The 19875-nt window shown below is 71.2% G+C and carries 22 protein-coding genes, 1 tRNA gene and 1 riboswitch; of the genes, 14 read left to right on the plus strand and 9 right to left on the minus strand.

The features are described 5' to 3' along the window. Nucleotides 1–7: 7 nt before the first annotated feature. On the minus strand, nucleotides 8–1261 hold the full coding sequence (locus tag ACGFN2_RS23995; protein ID WP_362605069.1) for a PTS transporter subunit EIIC: 1254 nt from the start codon (nucleotides 1259–1261) through the stop codon (nucleotides 8–10). A 251-nt stretch (nucleotides 1262–1512) separates the two neighbouring features. Next, nucleotides 1513–2823, minus strand: coding sequence for a PTS transporter subunit EIIC (locus ACGFN2_RS24000; RefSeq protein WP_393363655.1), 1311 nt, complete (start codon nucleotides 2821–2823; stop codon nucleotides 1513–1515). A gap of 232 nt (nucleotides 2824–3055) precedes the next feature. Between ACGFN2_RS24000 and ACGFN2_RS24005 the strand changes: the two genes are divergently transcribed. The 5 genes from ACGFN2_RS24005 (at nucleotide 3056) to rdgB (ending at nucleotide 5700) form a co-directional block, all read left to right on the plus strand. After that, on the plus strand, nucleotides 3056–3295 hold the full coding sequence (locus tag ACGFN2_RS24005) for a PTS glucose/sucrose transporter subunit IIB (protein ID WP_362605073.1): 240 nt from the start codon (nucleotides 3056–3058) through the stop codon (nucleotides 3293–3295). An 87-nt stretch (nucleotides 3296–3382) separates the two neighbouring features. Next, nucleotides 3383–4114, plus strand: a complete 732-nt coding sequence (gene rph / locus ACGFN2_RS24010; protein WP_362605074.1) for a ribonuclease PH — start codon at nucleotides 3383–3385, stop codon at nucleotides 4112–4114. Nucleotides 4115–4368: 254 nt separating this feature from the next. Further along, a complete protein-coding gene (locus ACGFN2_RS24015) occupies nucleotides 4369–4512 on the plus strand; it encodes an SCO1431 family membrane protein (RefSeq protein ID WP_362605076.1) in 144 nt (47 codons plus the stop codon). A gap of 127 nt (nucleotides 4513–4639) precedes the next feature. Next, nucleotides 4640–5047, plus strand: a complete 408-nt coding sequence (locus tag ACGFN2_RS24020) for a hypothetical protein (protein ID WP_393363660.1) — start codon at nucleotides 4640–4642, stop codon at nucleotides 5045–5047. 17 nt (nucleotides 5048–5064) lie between these two features. Next, entirely contained in the window at nucleotides 5065–5700 is a 636-nt protein-coding gene (gene rdgB, locus ACGFN2_RS24025; protein ID WP_362605080.1) for an RdgB/HAM1 family non-canonical purine NTP pyrophosphatase, read from the plus strand. Nucleotides 5701–5759: 59 nt separating this feature from the next. Here rdgB and ACGFN2_RS24030 read toward each other — a convergent pair. The 4 genes from ACGFN2_RS24030 to ACGFN2_RS24045 form a co-directional block, all read right to left on the minus strand. After that, nucleotides 5760–5838 (minus strand) — tRNA-Leu (locus ACGFN2_RS24030). Between the two features lie 11 nt (nucleotides 5839–5849). Further along, entirely contained in the window at nucleotides 5850–6716 is an 867-nt protein-coding gene (locus ACGFN2_RS24035) for an HNH endonuclease signature motif containing protein (RefSeq protein ID WP_393363663.1), read from the minus strand. A 10-nt stretch (nucleotides 6717–6726) separates the two neighbouring features. Further along, a complete protein-coding gene (locus tag ACGFN2_RS24040; protein ID WP_393363666.1) occupies nucleotides 6727–7350 on the minus strand; it encodes an HNH endonuclease signature motif containing protein in 624 nt (207 codons plus the stop codon). 162 nt (nucleotides 7351–7512) lie between these two features. Then, nucleotides 7513–9051 carry an MFS transporter gene (locus ACGFN2_RS24045; RefSeq protein ID WP_362605083.1) on the minus strand — a complete coding sequence of 513 codons (1539 nt, stop codon included), beginning with the start codon at nucleotides 9049–9051 and terminating at the stop codon, nucleotides 7513–7515. A 341-nt stretch (nucleotides 9052–9392) separates the two neighbouring features. Between ACGFN2_RS24045 and ACGFN2_RS24050 the strand changes: the two genes are divergently transcribed. Then, nucleotides 9393–9899: a hypothetical protein gene (locus ACGFN2_RS24050; RefSeq protein ID WP_362605084.1), complete on the plus strand. Its 507-nt coding sequence runs from the start codon at nucleotides 9393–9395 to the stop codon at nucleotides 9897–9899. After that, nucleotides 9899–11194 carry a sensor histidine kinase gene (locus ACGFN2_RS24055; RefSeq protein ID WP_393363669.1) on the plus strand — a complete coding sequence of 432 codons (1296 nt, stop codon included), beginning with the start codon at nucleotides 9899–9901 and terminating at the stop codon, nucleotides 11192–11194. Before ACGFN2_RS24050 ends, ACGFN2_RS24055 begins: the two co-directional genes overlap by 1 nt. Nucleotides 11195–11198: 4 nt before the next feature. On the opposite strand, the gene bcp is transcribed toward ACGFN2_RS24055, so the two are convergent. After that, nucleotides 11199–11666, minus strand: coding sequence for a thioredoxin-dependent thiol peroxidase (bcp, locus tag ACGFN2_RS24060; RefSeq protein ID WP_362605088.1), 468 nt, complete (start codon nucleotides 11664–11666; stop codon nucleotides 11199–11201). Between the two features lie 224 nt (nucleotides 11667–11890). Between bcp and ACGFN2_RS24065 the strand changes: the two genes are divergently transcribed. The 3 genes from ACGFN2_RS24065 to ACGFN2_RS24075 all read left to right on the plus strand — a co-directional run bounded on the left by ACGFN2_RS24065 (nucleotide 11891) and on the right by ACGFN2_RS24075 (nucleotide 13166). Beyond that, entirely contained in the window at nucleotides 11891–12208 is a 318-nt protein-coding gene (locus ACGFN2_RS24065) for a DUF3618 domain-containing protein (RefSeq protein ID WP_362605204.1), read from the plus strand. 166 nt (nucleotides 12209–12374) lie between these two features. Next, complete coding sequence (locus tag ACGFN2_RS24070) at nucleotides 12375–12677, plus strand: co-chaperone GroES (RefSeq protein ID WP_042155576.1); 303 nt, start codon at nucleotides 12375–12377, stop codon at nucleotides 12675–12677. Between the two features lie 64 nt (nucleotides 12678–12741). Next, nucleotides 12742–12814: riboswitch (guanidine-III (ykkC-III) riboswitch) on the plus strand. 31 nt (nucleotides 12815–12845) lie between these two features. Then, complete coding sequence (locus ACGFN2_RS24075) at nucleotides 12846–13166, plus strand: multidrug efflux SMR transporter (RefSeq protein ID WP_362605090.1); 321 nt, start codon at nucleotides 12846–12848, stop codon at nucleotides 13164–13166. 21 nt (nucleotides 13167–13187) lie between these two features. Here ACGFN2_RS24075 and ACGFN2_RS24080 read toward each other — a convergent pair whose 3' ends face one another. After that, nucleotides 13188–15383 carry a transglycosylase domain-containing protein gene (locus tag ACGFN2_RS24080; RefSeq protein WP_393363673.1) on the minus strand — a complete coding sequence of 732 codons (2196 nt, stop codon included), beginning with the start codon at nucleotides 15381–15383 and terminating at the stop codon, nucleotides 13188–13190. Between the two features lie 286 nt (nucleotides 15384–15669). Between ACGFN2_RS24080 and ACGFN2_RS24085 the strand changes: the two genes are divergently transcribed. The 4 genes from ACGFN2_RS24085 (at nucleotide 15670) to ACGFN2_RS24100 (ending at nucleotide 19074) form a co-directional block, all read left to right on the plus strand. Further along, nucleotides 15670–16464, plus strand: coding sequence for an ABC transporter permease (locus ACGFN2_RS24085; RefSeq protein WP_393363676.1), 795 nt, complete (start codon nucleotides 15670–15672; stop codon nucleotides 16462–16464). A gap of 79 nt (nucleotides 16465–16543) precedes the next feature. Further along, on the plus strand, nucleotides 16544–17308 hold the full coding sequence (locus ACGFN2_RS24090) for an ABC transporter permease (RefSeq protein ID WP_393363853.1): 765 nt from the start codon (nucleotides 16544–16546) through the stop codon (nucleotides 17306–17308). Nucleotides 17309–17358: 50 nt separating this feature from the next. After that, entirely contained in the window at nucleotides 17359–18384 is a 1026-nt protein-coding gene (locus ACGFN2_RS24095; RefSeq protein ID WP_393363679.1) for an ATP-binding cassette domain-containing protein, read from the plus strand. Between the two features lie 9 nt (nucleotides 18385–18393). Then, a complete protein-coding gene (locus ACGFN2_RS24100; RefSeq protein WP_393363682.1) occupies nucleotides 18394–19074 on the plus strand; it encodes a DUF1707 domain-containing protein in 681 nt (226 codons plus the stop codon). Between the two features lie 59 nt (nucleotides 19075–19133). On the opposite strand, the gene ACGFN2_RS24105 is transcribed toward ACGFN2_RS24100, so the two are convergent. Beyond that, complete coding sequence (locus ACGFN2_RS24105; protein ID WP_393363685.1) at nucleotides 19134–19796, minus strand: GPP34 family phosphoprotein; 663 nt, start codon at nucleotides 19794–19796, stop codon at nucleotides 19134–19136. Between the last annotated feature and the right edge of the window lie 79 nt (nucleotides 19797–19875).

Genomic DNA, 19875 nt, shown 5'->3' on the forward strand with positions numbered 1-19875 from the left:
GCGCGGGCTACGCCTTCGTCAGGTCCTCGACCTCTTCCTCGGGCTCCCGGCCCGGGGTGGTGAGGTTGAACTTGCTGATCGCGAAGCGGAACAGCGTGTAGTAGACGGCCGCGAAGACCAGGCCGATCGGGATGATCATCCAGGGCTTGGTGGCCAGGTTCCAGTTCAGCGCGTAGTCGATGAAGCCGGCGGAGAAGGTGAAGCCGTCGTGCACCCCCAGCGCCCAGGTGAGCGCCATGGACAGGGCGGTCAGCACCGCGTGGATCGCGTAGAGCACCGGCGCGATGAACATGAACGAGAACTCGATCGGCTCGGTGATACCGCAGACGAAGGAGGTCAGCGCGAGCGAGATCATCATGCCCAGGACGGCCTTGCGGCGCTCGGGGCGGGCGGCGTGCGCGATGGCGAGAGCGGCGGCCGGCAGGCCGAACATCATGATCGGGAAGAAGCCCGACATGAACTGCCCGGCGGTCGGGTCACCGGCGAAGAAGCGGCCGATGTCGCCGTGCGCGACCTTGCCCGCGGCGTCGGTGAAGTCGCCGAGCTGGAACCACGAGACGGTGTTGACGAACTGGTGCATGCCGATCGGCAGCAGTGCGCGGTTGATCAGACCGAAGAGTCCGGCGCCGGCCGCGCCCAGGCCGGTCATCCACTCGCCGAAGGCGGAGATCGCGTCGCCGATGGGCTCCCAGACCAGCAGGAAGAGCACGCCGACGGCGGTGCCCACGAAGGCCATGATGATCGGGACCAGCCGGCGGCCGTTGAAGAAGCCCAGCCAGTCCACCAGCTTCTTGCGGTGGTAGCGCTGCCACAGGACCGCGGCGAGCAGGCCCATGACGATGCCGCCGAGGACGCCGGGGTTGTTGAGGACCGGCTCGACCCACTCGCCCTTCTCGATGTGGCCTTCCTCGACCGGGAACGCCTTGAGGACATTGCTGTAGACCAGGAAGCCGACCAGGGCGGCGAGCGCCGTGGAGCCATCGGACTTCTTCGCGAAGCCGATGGCGACGCCTATGCAGAACAGCATCGGCAGGTTGTCGAAGACCGCGCCGCCGGCCGCCGCGAAGACCTTGCTGACGGCGATCCAGCCCAGGCCCTTCTCGCCGAACACGTCGTCCTGGCCGAGGCGGTTCAGGATGCCCGCGGCGGGCAGGACGGCGATCGGCAGCTGGAGACTGCGGCCGATCTTCTGCAGGCCCTGGAACAGGCCGGAGCCCCGCTTCTTCGCGGGAGCCGCCTTCGTGGCGGTGGCCGAACTCATCGGATTCCTCCTGGTGAGGCGGGCGCTCGAAGGGGGACTGCCCGCGCTTGGACTGCACCTTGGTCTACACCACTAGTGGTTTAGACCATTCTTAGCACGTAGTCCTGACATAAAGGAATCCATTCTTCCAAGTGGTGTGGACCACACGACGACCGGCCCCCGGATCACAGGACCCAGGGGCCGGCGGGCCCTGTCGCACCGGGCCGGACGGTGGCCGGCTCGGCCCCTCCCGCGCCTGCCCGGCGCCGCTCCTACTTCACGTTCTCCTGCTCCATCGCGTCCCCCACCTCATCCGGCTCACGGCCCGGCGTCGCCAGGTTGAACGCCGTGATGAGGAAGCGGAAGAGGACGTAGTAGACCACCCCGAAACACAGGCCGATCGGAATGATCAGCCAGGGTTTGGTGGCCAGCCCCCAGTTGATGACGTAGTCGATCAGACCCGCCGAGAAGCTGAAGCTGTCGTGCACGCCCAGCGCCCAGCTCACCGCCATCGAGACGCCCGTCAGCACCGCGTGCAGCACGTACAGCACCGGCGCGACGAACAGGAACGAGTACTCGATCGGCTCGGTCACCCCCGTCACGAACGAGGTCAGGCCGACCGACAGCATCATGCCCGCGATCTCCTTGCGGCGGTGCGGCTTGGCGCAGTGCGCGATCGCCAGTGCCGCCGCGGGCAGCGCGAACATCATGATCGGGAAGAAGCCGGTGGTGAACTGCCCGGCGTCCGGATCGCCCGCCAGGAACCGGTTGATGTCGCCGTGCACGACCGTGCCGTCCGGCTTGGTGAAGCTGCCGAACTGGAACCAGACGAAGGTGTTCAGGAACTGGTGCAGGCCGATCACCAGCAGCGCGCGGTTCGCGACGCCGAAGACCCCGGAGCCCCACGCCCCCAGTCCTGACAGCCACTCACTGAAGCTCGTCAGTGCGTCACCGACCGGCTGCCAGACGAACAGGCACAGCACCGCGAAGACCAGGCCGACGAAGGCCATGATGATCGGGACCAGCCGCCGCCCGTTGAAGAACCCCAGCCAGTCCACCAGCCGCACCCGGTGGAAGCGCTGCCAGAGCCACGCGGTCAGAAACCCCATGACGATGCCGCCGAACACCCCCGGATTCTGGAACTCCGCCTGGGTGACCGTCTCGGTCTTGTCCAGGCACACGCCGCTCCACAGGCCCGCCTGGGTGTACGCCTGGCCCGGACCGCAGCCCGACGGGAACGCGTGCAGCACCGAGAAGTAGACGAGGAAGCCGGTCACCGCCGCCAGCGCCGTCGACCCGTCCGACTTCTTGGCCATCCCGATCGCCACGCCGATGCAGAACAGCAGCGGCAGACCGAGCCCCGAGTCCAGCAGCGCACCGCCCGCGGCGGCGAAGACCTTGCCGACGGCGTCCCAGCCCAGCCCGTCGGCGCCGAACACATCCGGCTGGCCAAGACGGTTGAGAATGCCCGCCGCGGGCAGGACGGCGATCGGCAGCTGCAGACTGCGCCCCATCTTCTGCAAGCCCTGGAAGAGGTTCGACGCCCATCGGTTCCCCGGTGCCGCCGCTGCGTCCGAACTCATCGCTGTCCTCCCGGCGGTCGGCCCGTCGACAACCGACCTGGTGCTTGCCGCATACTGGTGGTGTAGACCACTTAGGGGTGCGTGCCGCGGCCGTTCCTCCGGCCGTCCGCGCGCACTCCGGTGATCGCCATCCTTCGTCAGACAGCGGACAAACGCCCACATAGTTGGGCTGAACGTGCGTTACGGTGTGAAAACCGCGCGGCGGAACCGCCGGCGGCCGAGACAAGCAGGAGTGGACATGGCCACCAAGGCTGAGAAGATCGTCGCCGGGCTCGGCGGACTCGACAACATCGAGGAGGTCGAGGGCTGCATCACCCGCCTCCGCACCGAGGTCGTCGACTCCTCCCTCGTCGACGAGGCCGCCCTCAAGGCCGCCGGCGCCCACGGCGTCGTCAAGATGGGCACCGCGATCCAGGTCGTCATCGGCACCGACGCCGACCCCATCGCCGCCGAGATCGAAGACATGATGTGAGCTGACCCCCGCTCACCCCGAAGGCCCCGCACCGGACGCCCACCGCCCCGGAGTGGGGCCCTCGCCGTTCCCGATAGGGTCTGTGCCATGTCTCGCATCGACGGCCGCACCCCCGAACAACTCCGCCCGGTCACCATCGAACGCGGCTGGAGCAAGCACGCCGAAGGCTCCGTCCTCGTCTCCTTCGGCGACACCAAGGTCTTCTGCACCGCATCCGTCACCGAAGGCGTCCCGCGCTGGCGCAAGGGCACCGGCGAGGGCTGGGTCACCGCCGAGTACTCGATGCTGCCCCGCTCCACCAACACCCGCGGCGACCGCGAATCCGTACGCGGCAAGATCGGCGGCCGCACCCACGAGATCAGCCGCCTCATCGGCCGCTCCCTGCGCGCCGTCATCGACTACAAGGCCCTCGGCGAGAACACCATCGTCCTGGACTGCGATGTCCTCCAGGCCGACGGCGGCACCCGCACCGCCGCCATCACCGGCGCCTACGTCGCCCTCGCCGACGCCATCACCTGGGCCCAGGGCAAGAAGCTCATCAAGCACGGCCGCAAGCCGCTGACCGGCACCGTCTCCGCCGTCAGCGTCGGCATCGTCGACGGCACCCCCCTCCTCGACCTCTGCTACGAGGAAGACGTCCGCGCCGAGACCGACATGAACGTCGTCTGCACCGGCGACGGCCGCTTCGTCGAGGTCCAGGGCACCGCCGAGGCCGAGCCCTTCGCCCGCGAGGAACTCAACGCCCTCCTCGACCTCGCCGTCGCCGGCTGCGCCGAACTCGACGGCGCCCAGCGGGCGGCACTGGCCGGGACGCTCTGAGAGACGGGGCGTCGGTGGCCGGGCGGGCGCCGCGTGGGCGGGGCCGCTGAGTCCCCGGGCGCGGGGCCGCCGGGCACCCGGCGGGTGGCGCTGCCGAGCGCCCGGAGTGCGCGGCCGCTGAGGGCTGGGAGCCCGCCGCCCACCGCATGACATCACCACCCACAGGGGGAGGCCCCGGAACCCCCCTGTGACCCTCTTCTCACCAGGCCCGCCCCCTCTGGAAAAGCCACCGCGGCACCCGCACTGTGGACCCCATGTCCACCACCGCTGCCACCGCGCCCCGCACCCGCGCCCGCACCGGCGGGCCCAAGGACGACTCCCGGCTCCTGGAGCACCTCCTCGGCTGGACCCTGGTCCTCGTCCTCGCCATGCTCCTCACCCGCACCGGCCTGCTCTGACGGAGGGTGCCGGGAGAGGGCCGCGCCCATCCGCCGCCGACGGAAATCGCGGCTGCGCGCAACCAAAACAACCCCGCCCCGCGTTTCTTCCTTTGCCCGCACATTGCCAAAGGAAGGAACCCGCCCCATGGCCCGCCGTTCGCTCCCGCAGCGCCGCCCCGCCGCCACCGCACTCGTCGCGCTGGCCGCCGCCACCCTCGCGATACCGCTGCTCTCCGGCTGCGGAGCGGTCGAGAAGGCCATGGACTGCGCCAACACCGCCTCCTCCGTCGTCGACGCCGTCGACAAGCTCCAGAAGGCCGCCGACAACGCCGTCAACGACCCCCAGAAGACCCAGCAGGCGCTCGACGACATCGACACCAACCTGCGCAAGCTCAGCAAGGACGCCAGCGACCCGGAGCTGTCCAAGGCCATCGACAAGGCGAACGACGGCATCAAGGCCGCCCGCAAGGACCTCGACGACAACAAGGCCCCCGACATCCAGCCGATCGTCGACGGCACCGGCGAGATGACCAAGATCTGCACCCCGGGATAGCCGGGATAATCGGGGCCATGCAGACTCACACCGGCGGCCCCTCCGCACACCCCCGCCGCCTCATCCTCGCCACCCGCAACGCCGGCAAGGTCAGCGAACTCCGCGCCATCCTCGACGCGGCCGACCTCGACATCGAACTCGTCGGCGCCGACGCCTACCCCGACGTCCCCGACGTCAGGGAAACGGGCGTCACCTTCGCCGAGAACGCCCTCCTCAAGGCCCACGCCCTCGCCCGGGCCACCGGCTACCCCGCCGTCGCCGACGACTCCGGCCTCTGTGTCGACGTCCTCGGCGGCGCGCCCGGCATCTTCTCCGCCCGCTGGGCCGGCACCCACGGCGACGACCAGGCCAACCTCACCCTGCTCCTGGCCCAGCTCGGCGACATCGCCGACGAACACCGCGCCGCCCACTTCGCCTGCGCCGCCGCCCTCGCCCTCCCCGACGGCACCGAACGCGTCGTCGAGGGCACCCTCGAAGGCACCCTCCGCCACACCCCCACCGGCACCGGCGGCTTCGGCTACGACCCCATCCTCCAGCCCCACGGCGACACCCGCACCTGCGCCGAACTGACCCCCGCCGAAAAGAACGCCATCAGCCACCGCGGCCAGGCCTTCCGGGCGCTGGCGCCGGTGGTGCGGGAGTTGTTGGGTTGAGGCGGGCCGTATGCACGAAAACGGCCTCCCCTGTCCGATGGCGGGGAGGCCGTCTGCATTGGTGGGCCCGGTGGGACTCGAACCCACGACACACCGGACCTAAACCGGCGCCCTCTTGGCCAGCTGGGGTACGGGCCCGCGCGCCTACCTTACTGTGTCCGGCCACGCGGCTGTGCGGGGATGGCCGGGTGCGCCGACCCGCGAGAGAAACCCGTCGTCTGGCTGTGGCACGAGGGACACAGGTAGCGCAGGTTCTTCAGCCGGTTGTCCAGCCGGTCACCGCTGACATGGTCGATCTCCAGGACGAGCCGCTTGCCCTGCCAGGTGTCCCCGAGGCCGCACTCGGTGCACCGCCGGGGCACGTTCTTCTCATCGAGGGCGCGGCGTAAGAATGTCGTTCTCTCGCGTCGGGAACCCGGTGCGCGCTGCCGCAGGATGTGGTCGGCCGACCTGCGGTTCGGGGAGGGAAGCCCTCGCCGGTGGCCCTGCCCTGTGAAGTGCTCGGTCGACAGACCGTATGCCTCGATACCGCGCTTCACGGCTCTTCGTGAGGTGCCGTTGTCGGTGAGGGCGAGGCGCGCGAGGACTCCGGCGAGGCTCTGTGATGAGGCCACGGCCCGCTTCAGTTCGCCGCGTGAGGGCAGGGAAGAGGCATACCGGGGACGGGTGAAGTGGGAGGTGTCGATGCCGAATTGGTCCAGCTTCCTGCGGAGGTGCGTGTACGCGCTGTCGTAGGGCGGAACCTCCATGTACTCCAGCATTTCCCGGATGCTGTGGGACTGTGAGGCGGCCTCGGTGAGCAGCGCCGCGGTGTACGAACGATGCCGGCGGCGTGGCAGCGGCTCGTCGACGAAGTGCCCGGTGTCGATGCCGTAGTGCTCCAACCGCCCGCGCAGGTATCTGCGCGGGCCGCTGCCCAACGGCGCGTCGAGGCGGCGCATCATATCGACCAGACTGGTGGAGGCCGCGGCCGTACGGGTCAGCAGGTCGCGGGTGTAGGCGGTGCGCCGGGCCATGGCCGGAACGTCACTTCCGCCGAAGCTTGCGACCGCGGTACGTGTCGGTCACCGCATGGCAGTTGGGGCACAGCAAGCGCAGGTTGGCCGGGCGGTTGTCCCACCAGTCACCGTTGCAATGGTCGACTTCCAGGCGCAGCGGCTTGCCGTTCCATTCCGTACCCGTGCCGCACATTGCACACCGCTCCGGAACTCCCCGGCGCAGCAGGTTCTTGCGCAGGCGCTCGCCTCCAGTGCGGCCGTCGGCCGGCGAGCCGAGAACCAGAGGGTCGCGCCTGGCGCTCTTGGCGCGTAGGCGGGGCGTTGCGGTGAAGTGCGAGGTGTCGATGCCCAGTTCGGCGATGCGCCTGCCGATATGTGCGTGGTTTCCACCGACCGGGCTGATGCCGAGGCGGCGTACGACTTCGGCGATGCTGTGCGAGCAGGCCACCAGCTCACGGAGCCGGGCTTCGGTGTGCCGTACGCCAGGGGGAGCGAAGTGCGCGGTGTCGACGCCTGCTTCCCGCATTTTTGCGCGCAGATGGCGTCTGCTGCCGGGCGTCGGTGTCCCGCCGAACCATCGCACCGCGTCGTCGAACGACGTGCAGGCGGCTGCGGCCTCGGCAAGCCGCTCGGGTGCGTACTTGACCGGCATGATTCCCCCCGTCCCGCGCACCAGGTCCCCCCCATGCGCCTCTCGAACAGAACAACGATCGAATGCAGGGCCGGTTACGGTCGTGGCGGCAAGCGGGCCGGGAAAAGGCTGCAGGCCCCGGGGAGGGGGTTCCCGGGGCCTGCAGAGGGGGGTGGGTGGTGGTCAGAAGCGGGGTTCCGCGGTCTGGGCCTCGATGAGTTCGACGGCTTCTTCCTTGGTGGCCACGGAGGGCGGGGAGCCTTCGAGGGGCTGCTGGGCGGTTTCCTTCATGCAGGCGACGGCGATGACGCCGACGAGGGCGGCGCCCATCGTGTAGTAGGCGGGGACCATCACGTTCTTGTCGAAGACGTCCATCAGGGCGGTGATCACCAGGGGGGTGGTGCCGCCGAAGAGGGAGACGGCCAGGTTGTAGCCGATGGAGAGGGAGCCGTAGCGGACGTTGGTGGGGAAGAGGGCGGGCAGCGCCGCGGACATGGTGCCCAGGAGGCAGACCAGGGAGAGGCCGAGGAGGGCCATTCCGGCGCAGACCGCGGGGACGCTGCCCTGCTTGACGAGGAGGAAGGCCGGGATCGCGAGGACGAAGAAGCCGAGCATCCCGGTCATCAGCAGGGGCTTGCGGCCGTAGTGGTCGCTGAGTTTGCCGACGGTGCTGAGGATGCACATCAGGACGGCCATGGTGCCCAGGAGGATCAGCAGGCCGTGGGACTCCTCGTAGTGGAGGGTGTCCGTCAGGTAGGTCGGCATGTACGACAGCAGCATGTAGTCGGTGATGTTGTACGCGCCGACCAGGGCGATGCAGAGGATGAGGGTGGGCCACTGCTGGGTGAAGATCTCGCCGATCTTCTTCTTGGGGGCGTTCTCGGAGAGGTGGGAGAACTCGGCCTCGGTCTCGACGGCGGAGTTGCCACTGCCGTGGGTCTGCGCGGCCTCGAACTTCTGGAAGGCGGGGGTCTCGTCGAGCTTGACCCGCAGGTAGAGACCGACCAGGCCGAGCGGGCCGGCGATCAGGAACGGCAGGCGCCAGCCCCAGTTGAGCATCGCCTCGTCGCCGAGGGTGGTGTTGAGCAGCAGCACGATGCCGGCGGCGCCGGTGTAGCCGATGAGGGTGCCCATCTCCAGGAAGCTGCCGTAGAAACCGCGCTTCTTGTCGGGGGCGTACTCGGCGATGAAGGTGGAGGCGCCGCCGTACTCGCCGCCGGTGGAGAAGCCCTGGACGAGGCGGAAGAGGATGAGGAGGACCGGCGACCAGAAGCCGATGGTGGCGTAGGACGGGATCAGCCCGATGCAGAGGGTGCCCAGCGCCATCATGATCATGGTGAGGGCGAGTACCTTCTTGCGGCCGATCCGGTCGCCGAGAGGACCGAAGTAGGCGCCGCCGAGGGGGCGTACGAGGAAGGCCACGGCGAAGGTCGCGAAGGACGACAGCAGGCTGGTGGTGTCGCTGCCGCCGGGGAAGAAGACCTTGCCGATGGTGACCGCGAGATAGCTGTAGATCCCGAAGTCGAACCACTCCATGGCGTTGCCGAGTGCGGCGGCCTTCACGGCGCGTTTGACGACCCGCTCGTCGGTGACGGTGATGTCGGTGCGCCGCAGTCTGGGGTTCCGGCGCCTGGCGACGGCACGGAAGAGCACCCGGTGGCGCTTGAGCGCTTCCCGGTCTTGTTCGGGAGCGGCGTCGGCTTCGGTGCTGCCGGTCGGCACGAGGCGGTCCTCTCGGTCGGTCAGCGCGCGGTGCGCGGTGGGAGTACGACAGGTGCGCCTGCGCAGTGGAGCGCGGATCAAACCACTCTGGCCGGATGAATTGAGGTACGTCACCCGAGGCTGGGCCGTCCGGGGCAGCAGGGCGGGGTGGTGGCAGGGGGCATGGCGGGGGAGCGCCAGGGGTGCGGCAGTCCTTGTTACAGGACTGGTACACAGCCGAGCGGTCATTGCAGCGTTCAAGCAATCAGCCTGTGTCGCGGGGGCGGGAGAGTGGCAGCGCTGGACGCGGCATTCGTGTTTGCTGTGGGGGTACGGGGCGTCGTCCCCGGGAGGAGAGCGTGATGACGGACCGCGAAGGGGCCCGTTGGGTTCGGGGGCGTACCGCGTTGGCGGCCTTTGTCGTGGTGACGGCGCTGGCGGCCGGCGGGGTGTGGTTCGTGCAGTCGCCGGACCGGGCGTCGGCGGTGGACGCCGCGCCGAAGACGTCGGCGGTGCAGGAGGTCAAGGACGACGGCAGGCAGTCCGGGGGGCTGCCGGGGGTCCGGGAGTGCGGGCGCGGCAAGCCCGGGATCAAGCCGCATGTCATCACGTTGACCTGCGATGACGCGGAGATGGTGGCGACCGCGATCACGTGGAAGGTCTACGGTTCGCGGGAGGCGTTGGGGAGCGGCGTGGTGCAGGTGGAGAAGTCCGATGCCGGGGTGGGGGCGGATGCCGGTTTCCCGGCCACGTTCCGTCTGCTCGATCCGCGGCGGGTCGGTGGGGAGCTGGCCTTCACCGGCCTGGAGGTGACGTACGAGGGGTCGACGCCGCTCGGGGACACGACGGAGATGTACAACCTCGCGTGATGGGCATTCGAGGCCGGATCGCCCTGGCCATTTCGTGTATGACGGCGCTGGCCGTGGTGGTGCTCGGGTTCGCCGTGCACCACATAGCGGATGCGGAGCGCGAACGGTCGGCTCGGGCGTATCAGGACGACCGGTTGAGTTCGGCGCTGCAGATCTACGAGCGGGACCGCACGCTGGCGCTGGGTGCGCAGCTGGACGACGCGACCTTGCCGGCGCCGTTGCGGAAGGCGGTGTTCCGGAACCAGTCGGGGACGTATGTCAGCGGCGGGGAGGACCCGCGGGTGTGGGCGGCGACCGGTGTGGGCGGCGGTGACGGGAGCGGGCCGTCGCAGTCGCTGTCGGTGTCGGCGGCGTATCCGGACGACGATCCGGCGCAGGTGGCGCTGGACCGGGCGCTGCTGATCGCGGGGTGCGGCACGGTCACGCTGATGGCGGGGGTGTCGTGGTTCGTGGCGCAGCGGCTGTCGCGGCGGCTGCGGATGAGTGCGGCGGCGGCGCGGCGGATCGCGGCGGGGGCGGCGCCGGACGCGGACGCGCTGGCGAGTCATGGCCGGGACGAGGTGGCCGAGTTGGGCCGCAGTGTGCACCACATGGCGACGTCGCTGGCGGCCCGGGTGGAGGCGGAGCGGGAGTTCACCGCGGATGTGGCGCATGAGCTGCGGACGCCGGTGGCCGGGCTGGTGGCGGCGGCTGAGCTGTTGCCGCAGCCGCGGGCGGTGGAGCTGGTGCGGGACCGGGCGCAGGCGATGCGGCGGCTGGTGGAGGACCTGCTGGAGGTCTCGCGGCTGGACGCGGGCGTGGAGCGGGCGGATCTGGACGCCTGTGAGCTGCCGTCGCTGGTGCGCGGGATCGTGCAGCGGGCGGCGCGGCAGCGAGGGGTCGACGAGGCCGACGAGGTGTCGGTGTCCGTGGAGGGGGAGCCGCGGATCGTGGAGACGGACCGCCGGCGGGTGGAGCGGGTGCTGGTGAATCTGCTGGCGAACGCGGCCAAGCACGGCAAGCCGCCGATCGAGGTGGTGGTGGCCGGGTCGCGGATCGTGGTGCGTGATCACGGTCCGGGCTATCCGGCGGATCTGTGTGCCGAGGGGCCGCGGCGGTTCCGTACGGCGGCGCCGGAGCGGGGGACCGGGCACGGGCTGGGGCTGACGATCGCGGCGGGCCAGGCGGAGGTGCTGGGGGCGCGGCTGGACTTCGGCGCCGCCGCCGGGGGCGGCGCCGAAGCGGTGCTGGAACTGCCGGACGCGGCGCTGCCGGAGCCGGCGGCCGGGGAGGGTCCGGCGGATCAGGGCCGGTGAGGTCCTACAGCCCCAGGTCCTTGATGATCTTGGCGACGTGGCCGGTGGCCTTGACGTTGTAGAGGGCGCGCTCGACCTTGCCGTCCTCGTCGAGGATGACGGTGGAGCGGATGACGCCGGTGACGGTCTTGCCGTAGAGCTTCTTCTCGCCGAAGGCGCCGTACGCCTCCAGGACCGCCTTGTCCGGGTCGCCGAGCAGGGTGACCTTGAGCTCCTCCTTCTCGCGGAACTTCGCGAGCTTCTCCGGCTTGTCCGGGGAGATGCCGATGACGTCGTAGCCGTGGCCGGCGAGGAAGTCGAGGTTGTCGGTGAAGTCGCAGGCCTGCTTGGTGCAGCCGGGGGTCAGGGCGGCCGGGTAGAAGTAGACGATGACCTTGCGGCCCTTGTGGTCGGCGAGCGAGACCTGCTTGCCGTCCGCGTCGGGCAGGGTGAAGGCCGGGGCGGTGTCGCCGGGCTGCAGTCGCTCGCTCATGACTCTCCTTGGGCTGGGTCTGTACGCCCCGACACTAACCAGCCGGGGCGGCGGGCGGGGCCGGGGGCGTCCCGGCGGCGCGAAACGGGGGTGCTGTGGGGCGCGTGGGGGTGTGAGCTGACAGACTGTCCCTTACGAATCGGCGGTCGTCAGGTGGCCGGTTCCGTACGGGGCCGAGTGCCCGGTCCCCGTACGCATCGGTGCGAGACGACGGAGGCAGCGCGGTGGCGGAGGCCAGGACCCCGGCGCAGATCGAGGCGGACATCGTCCGCAGGCGGCAGGAGCTCGCCGTCACGCTCGACGAGATCGGTGTGCGGCTGCACCCGAAGACGATCATGGATGACGCGAAGGCGAAGGCGGCGGCCGCCGTGGACCGTACGGCGGGGCGGGCCTATGTGGCCGCCAACCGCGCGGTGACGGACGTACGGGCGCAGCTGGTGTCGGAGGACGGGGCGCCGCGGCTGGAGCGGATCGTTCCGGTGGCGATGATCGGCGTGGCCCTGGTGGGCCTGCTGACGCTGCGGGCCAGGCGGCGCAGCTAGCTTCCCTCCGACGGGCCGGTCCGGCGGATCACGCCCGGAGGGCCCGGGGCCGCCGCGGCCCGGTGCGCGGGGCGGCCTTGGTGCGTGCCGGGCGTCGCCGGGCAGGTACGGTCATGCCGTGAGCCCGAATAACACCAAGGACACCCACGACAAGCTGCCGATCCGGATGCTGCACGACCGTGTGCTGGTCCGGACGGACATCCCCGAGGGCGAGCGCCGCTCGACGGGGGGCATCGTCATTCCCGCGACCGCGGCGGTCGGCCGCCGCCTGGCCTGGGCCGAGGTGGTCGCGGTCGGGCAGAACGTGCGGACCGTGGAGGTCGGGGACCGGGTGCTGTACGACCCGGAGGACCGGGCCGAGGTCGAGGTGCGCGGGGTGGCCTACGTGCTGATGCGGGAGCGCGATCTGCACGCGGTGGCCGCCGAGCGCCTGGAGGGCGCGGAGGACTCGACCGGGCTGTACCTGTAGCCCACTGGGCGTCTCGCCCCCGGCCGGGGTTTCTCGCGGGCGGTGACCGGGGTCACCGCCCGTTCCGCTGCCCTTTGCTAGCCTCGGGACACACCCGACGAGACGCGCCGTACCGGGTCAGGACAAGACGACGCACCCCTGTTGAAGCTCTTTCGCGGAGGTGCCGTCATGGCCTGGATGCTGCTCATGGTCGCCGGTCTGCTGGAGGTCGGCTGGTCGGTCGGGATGAAGTTCACCGACGGCTTCACCCGGCTGTGGCCCAGTGTGTTCACCGGCGCGGGCATCGTCGCCAGCATGCTGCTGCTCTCGTACGCCGCCCGGACCCTGCCGATCGGCACCGCCTACGGCGTGTGGGTCGGCATCGGGGCGGCCGGGGCGGCGGTGGTGGGCATGGCGGTGCTCGGTGAACCGGCCACCGCGGCCCGGATCTTCTTCATCTGTCTGCTGCTCGTGGCGGTGGTCGGCCTCAAGGCGACGTCGGGGCACTGACGGCCGGACGGCGGCGCGCCGTCACTCGTCCCAGCGCCACATCTGCCGTTCCAGGTCCTCGCTCTGCGGCTGCACCGTGGGGAAGCCCTCGGTGGCCGGGGCGCTCGGCTCGGGCGCCGACGGGAGGGTGGAGGTGGGCGGTTGGGCGGTCGGCCGGGTGGGGGCGGAGGTGGGCGGTACGGGCCCGGTGGGGGTGTCGCTCGGGCCGGTGGACGGGGAGCCCGAGGCGCTGGGCGACATCGAGTCGCTGCCGGACGGCGCGGGCGAGGACGGCTCCGCCCCGGCCTCCAGCCGCAGGTCGAAGCCGCGGACCGGGCGTCCGTTCAGCGCGGCCGCGGTGTAGTCGGCCCAGATCTGGGCGGGGTAGTCGCCGCCGTTGACCCGGGACAGGCCGCCCGCGCCGTACAGCGGCACCTGTGCGGCGGTCTCCGGGTCCTGGCCCAGCACGGCGACGACGGTGGCGAGTTCGGGGGTGTAGCCCGCGAACCAGGCGGCCTTGTCGTTCTCGGCGGTGCCGGTCTTGCCGGCCGCGGGCCGTCCGGCGCCCTGGGCGGCGGTGCCGGTGCCGCCGTCGACGACGCTCTCCAGGATCGAGGTGGTGGTGTCGGCCGCGGTCCGGGGGACGGCGGTGGTCTCCTCGCGTTCGGGCAGCTCGATCTCCTCGTCGTCCTTGGTGACCTTGTCGACGAGGGTGTACGGGCGGTGCGTGCCGTGGTGGGCGAGGGTGGCGTAGGCCTGGGTCATGCTCAGCACGCTGGGGGTGGCGGTGCCCAGGGAGACGGCGCCCTGCGAGGAGGCGAGGCTGGGGGTGTCGGCGGGGATGCCCAGGGCGACGGCGGTGGCTTTGACCTTGGACGGGCCGACGTCGATGCCCATCTGGGCGTAGACGGCGTTGACGGACTTGTCGGTGGCCTCGGTGACGGTGATCGGGCCGTAGGAGCGGTCGTCCTCGTTGGCGGGCGCGAAACCGGTGGGGCGGCCGTGACGGACCGTCATCCGCTTGTTGGTGCCGTCGTAGACGGTGTTCGGGGTGATCCGGGTGCCCTCCTGGGTGGTGGAGCGGTTCTGCACGGCGGAGGCGAAGACGAGCGGCTTGAAAGTGGAGCCGACCTGGTAGTCGCTGCGGGTGGCGCCGTTGACGTACTGCTTGGCGTAGTCGACACCGCCGTAGAGCGCGACGACCCGGCCGCTCGCGGGGTCGATGGAGGCGCCGCCGGCCCGGACGGAGCCGTCGACGTCCCGGGAGTCGTCGAGCCGGTCCATCAGCCGGGTGTCGACCGCCTTGACGAAGGCGTTCTGGCGCTTCCTGCTGATGCTGGTGGTGATGCGGTAGCCGCCGCCGCGCAGGGTGTCCTCGTCGAGGACGTGGTGGTCGGTGAGGTAGTTCTTGACCGCCTCGACGAGGTAGCCGCGCTGGCCGGACAGGCCGGGGGACGGTTTGGCGGGCTTCGTCTCGGGGAACTCCATCGCGTCCCGCTCGGCGGGCCCGAGCCACTTCTTCGTGACCATGCCGTCCAGGACGTAGTTCCAGCGCGCCAGCACCCGCGTCCGGTTCTCGGGGTGGGCGGTGAGGTCGTAGGCGCTGGGGGCGTTGAGGAGGGACGCGAGATAGGCGCCCTGGGCGGTGGTCAGCTGCGCCGCGTCGCGGCCGTAGTAGGAGCGGGCGGCGGCCTGGATGCCGTAGGCGTTGCGGCCGTAGTAGCTGGAGTTGAGGTAGCCCTCCAGGATGTTGTCCTTGCTCACCTCGCGGTCCAGCTTGATGGCGATGAAGAACTCCTTGGCCTTGCGGGTGAGGGTCTGTTCCTGGCCGAGGTAGTAGTTCTTCACGTACTGCTGGGTGATGGTGGAGCCGGACTGCTTGCCCTTGCCGGTCAGGGTGTTCCAGGCGGCCCGGACCATCGCGGCGGGGTCGACTGCGGACTCGGAGTAGAAGTCCCGGTCCTCGGCGGCGAGTACGGCCTGCTGGACGGACCGGGGGATCTGGCTGAGGGTGACGTTCTGCCGGTTGACCTCGCCGTCGTGGGCCAGCTCGGAGCCGTCCGAGTAGAGGTAGACGTTGCTCTGGGCCTTGGCGGCGCTGTTGGCCGGCGGGATGCCGACGAGCAGGTAGCCGGCGAGCATCCCGCCGACGACGAGCAGCAGGAACAGCAGCACGGTGCCCAGCACCGCGCGCCAGGTGGGGAGGACACGGCGCCAGCCCGTGCGTTGTCCGCTCATGTCGGTAGGACTCCTCGGCCGCCGCCGGAGGTTGTACCGCGGCGGGCGGATTCGTGTCGGGGGGTGCACGCGGTGTGCCGCAACAGCACCGGCCGCCCGCGGGGAAACTCTCGCATCCTGCGTCCCGGTCAGCGGGGGTGGCGCGCACCGTAGTCCGCCACCTGACCGGCTGAATGGCGCCCACGGCTCACCCGAAGCGGTGATAATTCGATGGTGCCCGCCGCGTCCGGGACTTAGGCTCCGGTGCTTTGCGCGTCCGACGGGAACGGTGGCTGGGGGGAGCGGCGTGGTGTACGCGGCGGTGGCGGCCGGCAGTTTCCGGCGGTACGCCACCTATCGGACCGCCACCGCGGCGGGGGTGTTCACCAACACCGTCTTCGGCTTCATCGTCGCCTACACCTACCTGGCGCTGTGGGACGAGCGGCCGCATCTGGGCGGCTACGACCAGGCGCAGGCGCTGACCTTCGTCTGGACCGCGCAGGCGCTGCTGGCCACCGCGGCGCTGATGGGCGGCGGGCTGGACGAACTCCAGGAGCGCATCCGCAGCGGCGACATCGCGGTGGACCTCTGCCGGCCCGCCGACCTCCAACTGTGGTGGCTGGCCACGGACCTGGGGCGGGCCGGGCTCCAGCTGGTCGGCCGCGGGGCCGTGCCGATGGCGGTCGGCGCCCTGGTCTTTCCGCTGGTGCTGCCCGGCGACGCGGTGACCTGGGGCTGCTTCCTGCTGTCGGTGCTGCTCGGGGTCCTGGTGAGCTTCGCGCTGCGCTATCTCGTCGCGCTGGCGTCCTGCTGGCTCCTGGACGGCTCGGGGCTGGCCCTGATCAGCGGGCTGGCCTGCACGTTCTTCACGGGGATGCTGCTGCCGCTGCGGGTCTTCCCGGGCGGCTTCGGGGAGGCCGTCCAGCTGCTGCCGTGGGCGGCGGTCCTCCAGGTGCCGGCCGATGTGCTGATGGGGGTCCGGAGCGGTGGCGCGCTGATGCGGGGGCTGGCGTTCCAGGCGGGGTGGGCGGCGGCGCTGCTGGCGCTGGGCCGGCTGGTGCAGTCGGCGGCGACCCGCAAGGTGGTGGTGCACGGTGGGTAGCGCGCGGGCGGCGGTGCGGGCCGGGCGCGGCCGGGGGGCGGTGGCGCGGGGGCTTGCCGCCTACGGGCTGATCGTGCGGATGTGGGTGCGCTCCACCCTCGCCTACCGGGCCTCGTTCGTGCTGATGGCGGCCGGCAGCTTCGCGGCCAACGGCCTGGACTTCGTCGCGATCCTGCTGATGTTCTCGCAGATCGAGGCCCTCGGCGGCTTCACGCTGCCCGAAGTGGCCTTCCTGTACGGGACGTCCGGGGTGGCGCTGGGCCTGGCGGACCTGATGCTGGGCAGCATCGAGGGGCTGGGCCTGCGGATCAGGGACGGCACCCTCGACACGCTGCTGCTGCGCCCCGTACCGGTCTTCGCGCAGATCGCGGCGGACCGCTTCGCGCTGCGCCGGGTGGGCCGGATCACCCAGGCGCTGCTGGTGCTCGGCTGGGCGCTGCCGCGTATCGAGGTGGACTGGACGGTGGGCCGGGTGCTGATGGTGCCGCTGATGGCGGTGTGCGGCACGGCCATCTTCGCGGCGGTGTTCACCGCCGGGGCCGCCTTCCAGTTCTGGGCGCAGGACGCGGCCCAGGTGCAGAACTCCTTCACCTACGGCGGCAACGCGATGCTGCAGTACCCGCCGACGGTGTTCGCCAAGGAGCTGGTGCGCGGGGTCACCTACCTCGTCCCGCTGGCCTTCGTGAACTGGCTGCCCGCGCTGCGGCTGCTGGGCCGCCCCGACCCGCTGGGGCTGCCGGGCTGGGTGGACTTCCTGGGGCCGGTGGTGGCGGCGCTGATGTGTACGGGGGCCGGGCTGGCGTGGCGGCTGGGGCTGCGGTCCTACCGCAGCACCGGCAGCTGAGGGGGCCTCATGGGGCGGGCCCCGGACGGGACGACGAGGGAGGGCGCGGGATGAGCGGTGCGGCCGCTGCGGGGCAGCTGATCGAGGTCGACGGTGTCGAGAAGGTGTTCTCGGTACGGCGCAGGGCGGGCCGGCTGCGGCGGGTGCGGCAGGAGGTCCGGGCCGTCGACGGGCTCTCCTTCCGGGTGCCGCGCGGCGAGATGGTCGGCTGCATCGGGCCGAACGGCGCCGGGAAGTCCACCACCGTCAAGATGCTGACGGGCATCCTCGTCCCCAGCGGCGGCCGGCTCCGGATCGCCGGTATCGACCCGGCGCGGGAGCGGACCCGGCTCGCCCGCCGGATCGGGGTGGTCTTCGGGCAGCGCACCACGCTGTGGTGGGACCTGCCGCTGCGGGACTCCTACGAGCTGGTGCGGCGGATGTACCGGGTCCCGGACGCCCGGTATCGCGCCAATCTGGAGCGCTGTGTCGAACTGCTGGACCTGGGCCCGCTGCTGGCCGTGCCGGTGCGGCAGCTGTCGCTGGGGCAGCGGATGCGCGGCGACATCGCGGCGGCGCTGCTGCACGACCCCGAGGTGCTGTACCTGGACGAGCCGACCATCGGCCTCGACGTGGTCAGCAAGGCCAGGGTCCGGGAGTTCCTGCGCGAGGTGAACGCCGAGAAGGGCACCACGGTCCTGCTGACCACCCATGACCTGACCGACATCGAGCAGCTGTGCCGCCGGGTGATGGTCATCGACCACGGCCGTCTGGTCTACGACGGCGGTCTCGACGGGCTGCGGGCCGCCGGTGACGGCGAACGGACGCTGGTGGTGGACCTGGCGCGGGAACTGCCGCCGATCGACGGCGTCCCGGGTGCCCGTACGGTCCGGGTGGACGGGCCCCGGCAGTGGCTGGCGTTCCCGGCGTCGCAGAGCGCGGCGCCGCTGGTCGCCGCGGTCGCCGCGCGCTATCCGCTGGTGGACCTGTCGGTGCGGGAGCCGGACATCGAGACCCTGATCGCCGAGCTGTACGCGGGCGGCGGGCAGCGGTGGGATGTCGCCGGAAACAGCGGCAATACGGGCGACGCGCTCTAATCTGTCCGTATGACTGAAGACCTCCCGGAGTTGCGCGCTTCCGACACCGACCGTGAGCGGGTCGCCGAGATCCTGCGGGACGCCCTCACCGAGGGACGGCTGGCGATGGAGGAGTTCGACGAGCGGCTCGAGGCGGCCTACAAGGCCCGCACCTACGGGGAGTTGGAGCCGCTCACCGCCGATCTGCCGGCCGCCGCGCAGGCGCCTGCGCCGCTGTCGCTGCGCAAGGAGAGCGGTGCGCCGGCGCGCTGGGCGGAGCGGATCGTCAGCGGTGGCCAGGGGTCCTCGGTCGGCTTCTCCCTCATGAGCGGCTTCCAGCGTAAGGGCCGGTGGACGATCGGGCGGCGCTTCACGGCCGCCTGCGTCATGGGCGGCGGCGAGATCGATCTGCGCGAGGCGAACTTCGCCGGGCCGGAGGTCGTCATCAGCTGCTGGGTGCTCATGGGCGGGGTGAACATCGTGGTGCCGCCGGGCGTCGAGGTCGATGTGCGCGGACTCGGCATCATGGGCGGCTTCGACGCGCGCGAGGACGGGACCCCGGGCGAGCCCGGCGCGCCCCGCGTCGTCGTCACCGGCCTGGCGCTGATGGGCGGCGTCGGCGTCGAGCGCAAGCTGCCCAGGGCCGAGCGGCGCCGCCTCAAGGAGGAACGGCGCCGCCTCAAGGAGGACGGGCGCAAGGAGCTGGACTAGGGCCGGTCCGCCGGTCCGCCGGTCCGCCCGCCGGTCCGGCGCGGGCTCGTGTGGCGGGCTCAGCTTCCGGCCGTGGCGGCGGTGACGACGGCGATCGTGGTGAGGGCCGCCTGCATGTCACGTATCGCGGTCCGCACGCTGTCGGCCGCCCACTGGCCTTCCGCGACCTCGGCCATCCGGCCGGTCACCTGCTTGCGCGGGGCGTCGGGGAACGCCAGGGCATACAGCTTGGTGGCGTGGATCAGGGCGACGAGGCCCGCCGTGCGCTCGTCCGGGACGGCGCCCTCCAGGACGACGGCCCCGAGCCGCTGCCGCAGCTCCGCCTCGGGCGCGCTGTCGGCCTCCGGATAGCGGCGGATCGGGAACAGGCCGAGGGCCTTGTGCTGCTCCTCGACGACCACGCCGCGCGCGCACAGGCTCTGCACCGCCGCCTTGCCGGCCTTGGCGCGGTCCTTGGCCAGCCACTCCGTCACCCGCCGCTTGTCGCGGCCGCCCAGCCAGGCGCCGAGCAGCTCCAGCCGGTCGTCGAGCAGTCGCTCACCGGTCGGTGTCGGGTCCGTCAGGCTGAGGTACTTGCCGTCGACGGCCACTCTCCCGGCGAGCACCAGTTCCAGCAGGATGCCGCCCGCGACGGCCCAGCCCGCCGTCTGCTGCCGCTCCGCCGTCCCGGACTCCTCGTCCAGCGACAGCAGCATGATTTCCTCGGCCAGTGTGACGGCCATGTCAGCCCCCGGTACGTCTGGTGATGCCTCCGTCAGCCGGTCGAACGCCCGGAGCGGCGGGGAAGTTCCATGACGCCCA

Source organism: Streptomyces sp. NPDC048612 (assembly GCF_043199295.1).
Classification (GTDB): Bacteria; Actinomycetota; Actinomycetes; order Streptomycetales; family Streptomycetaceae; genus Streptomyces.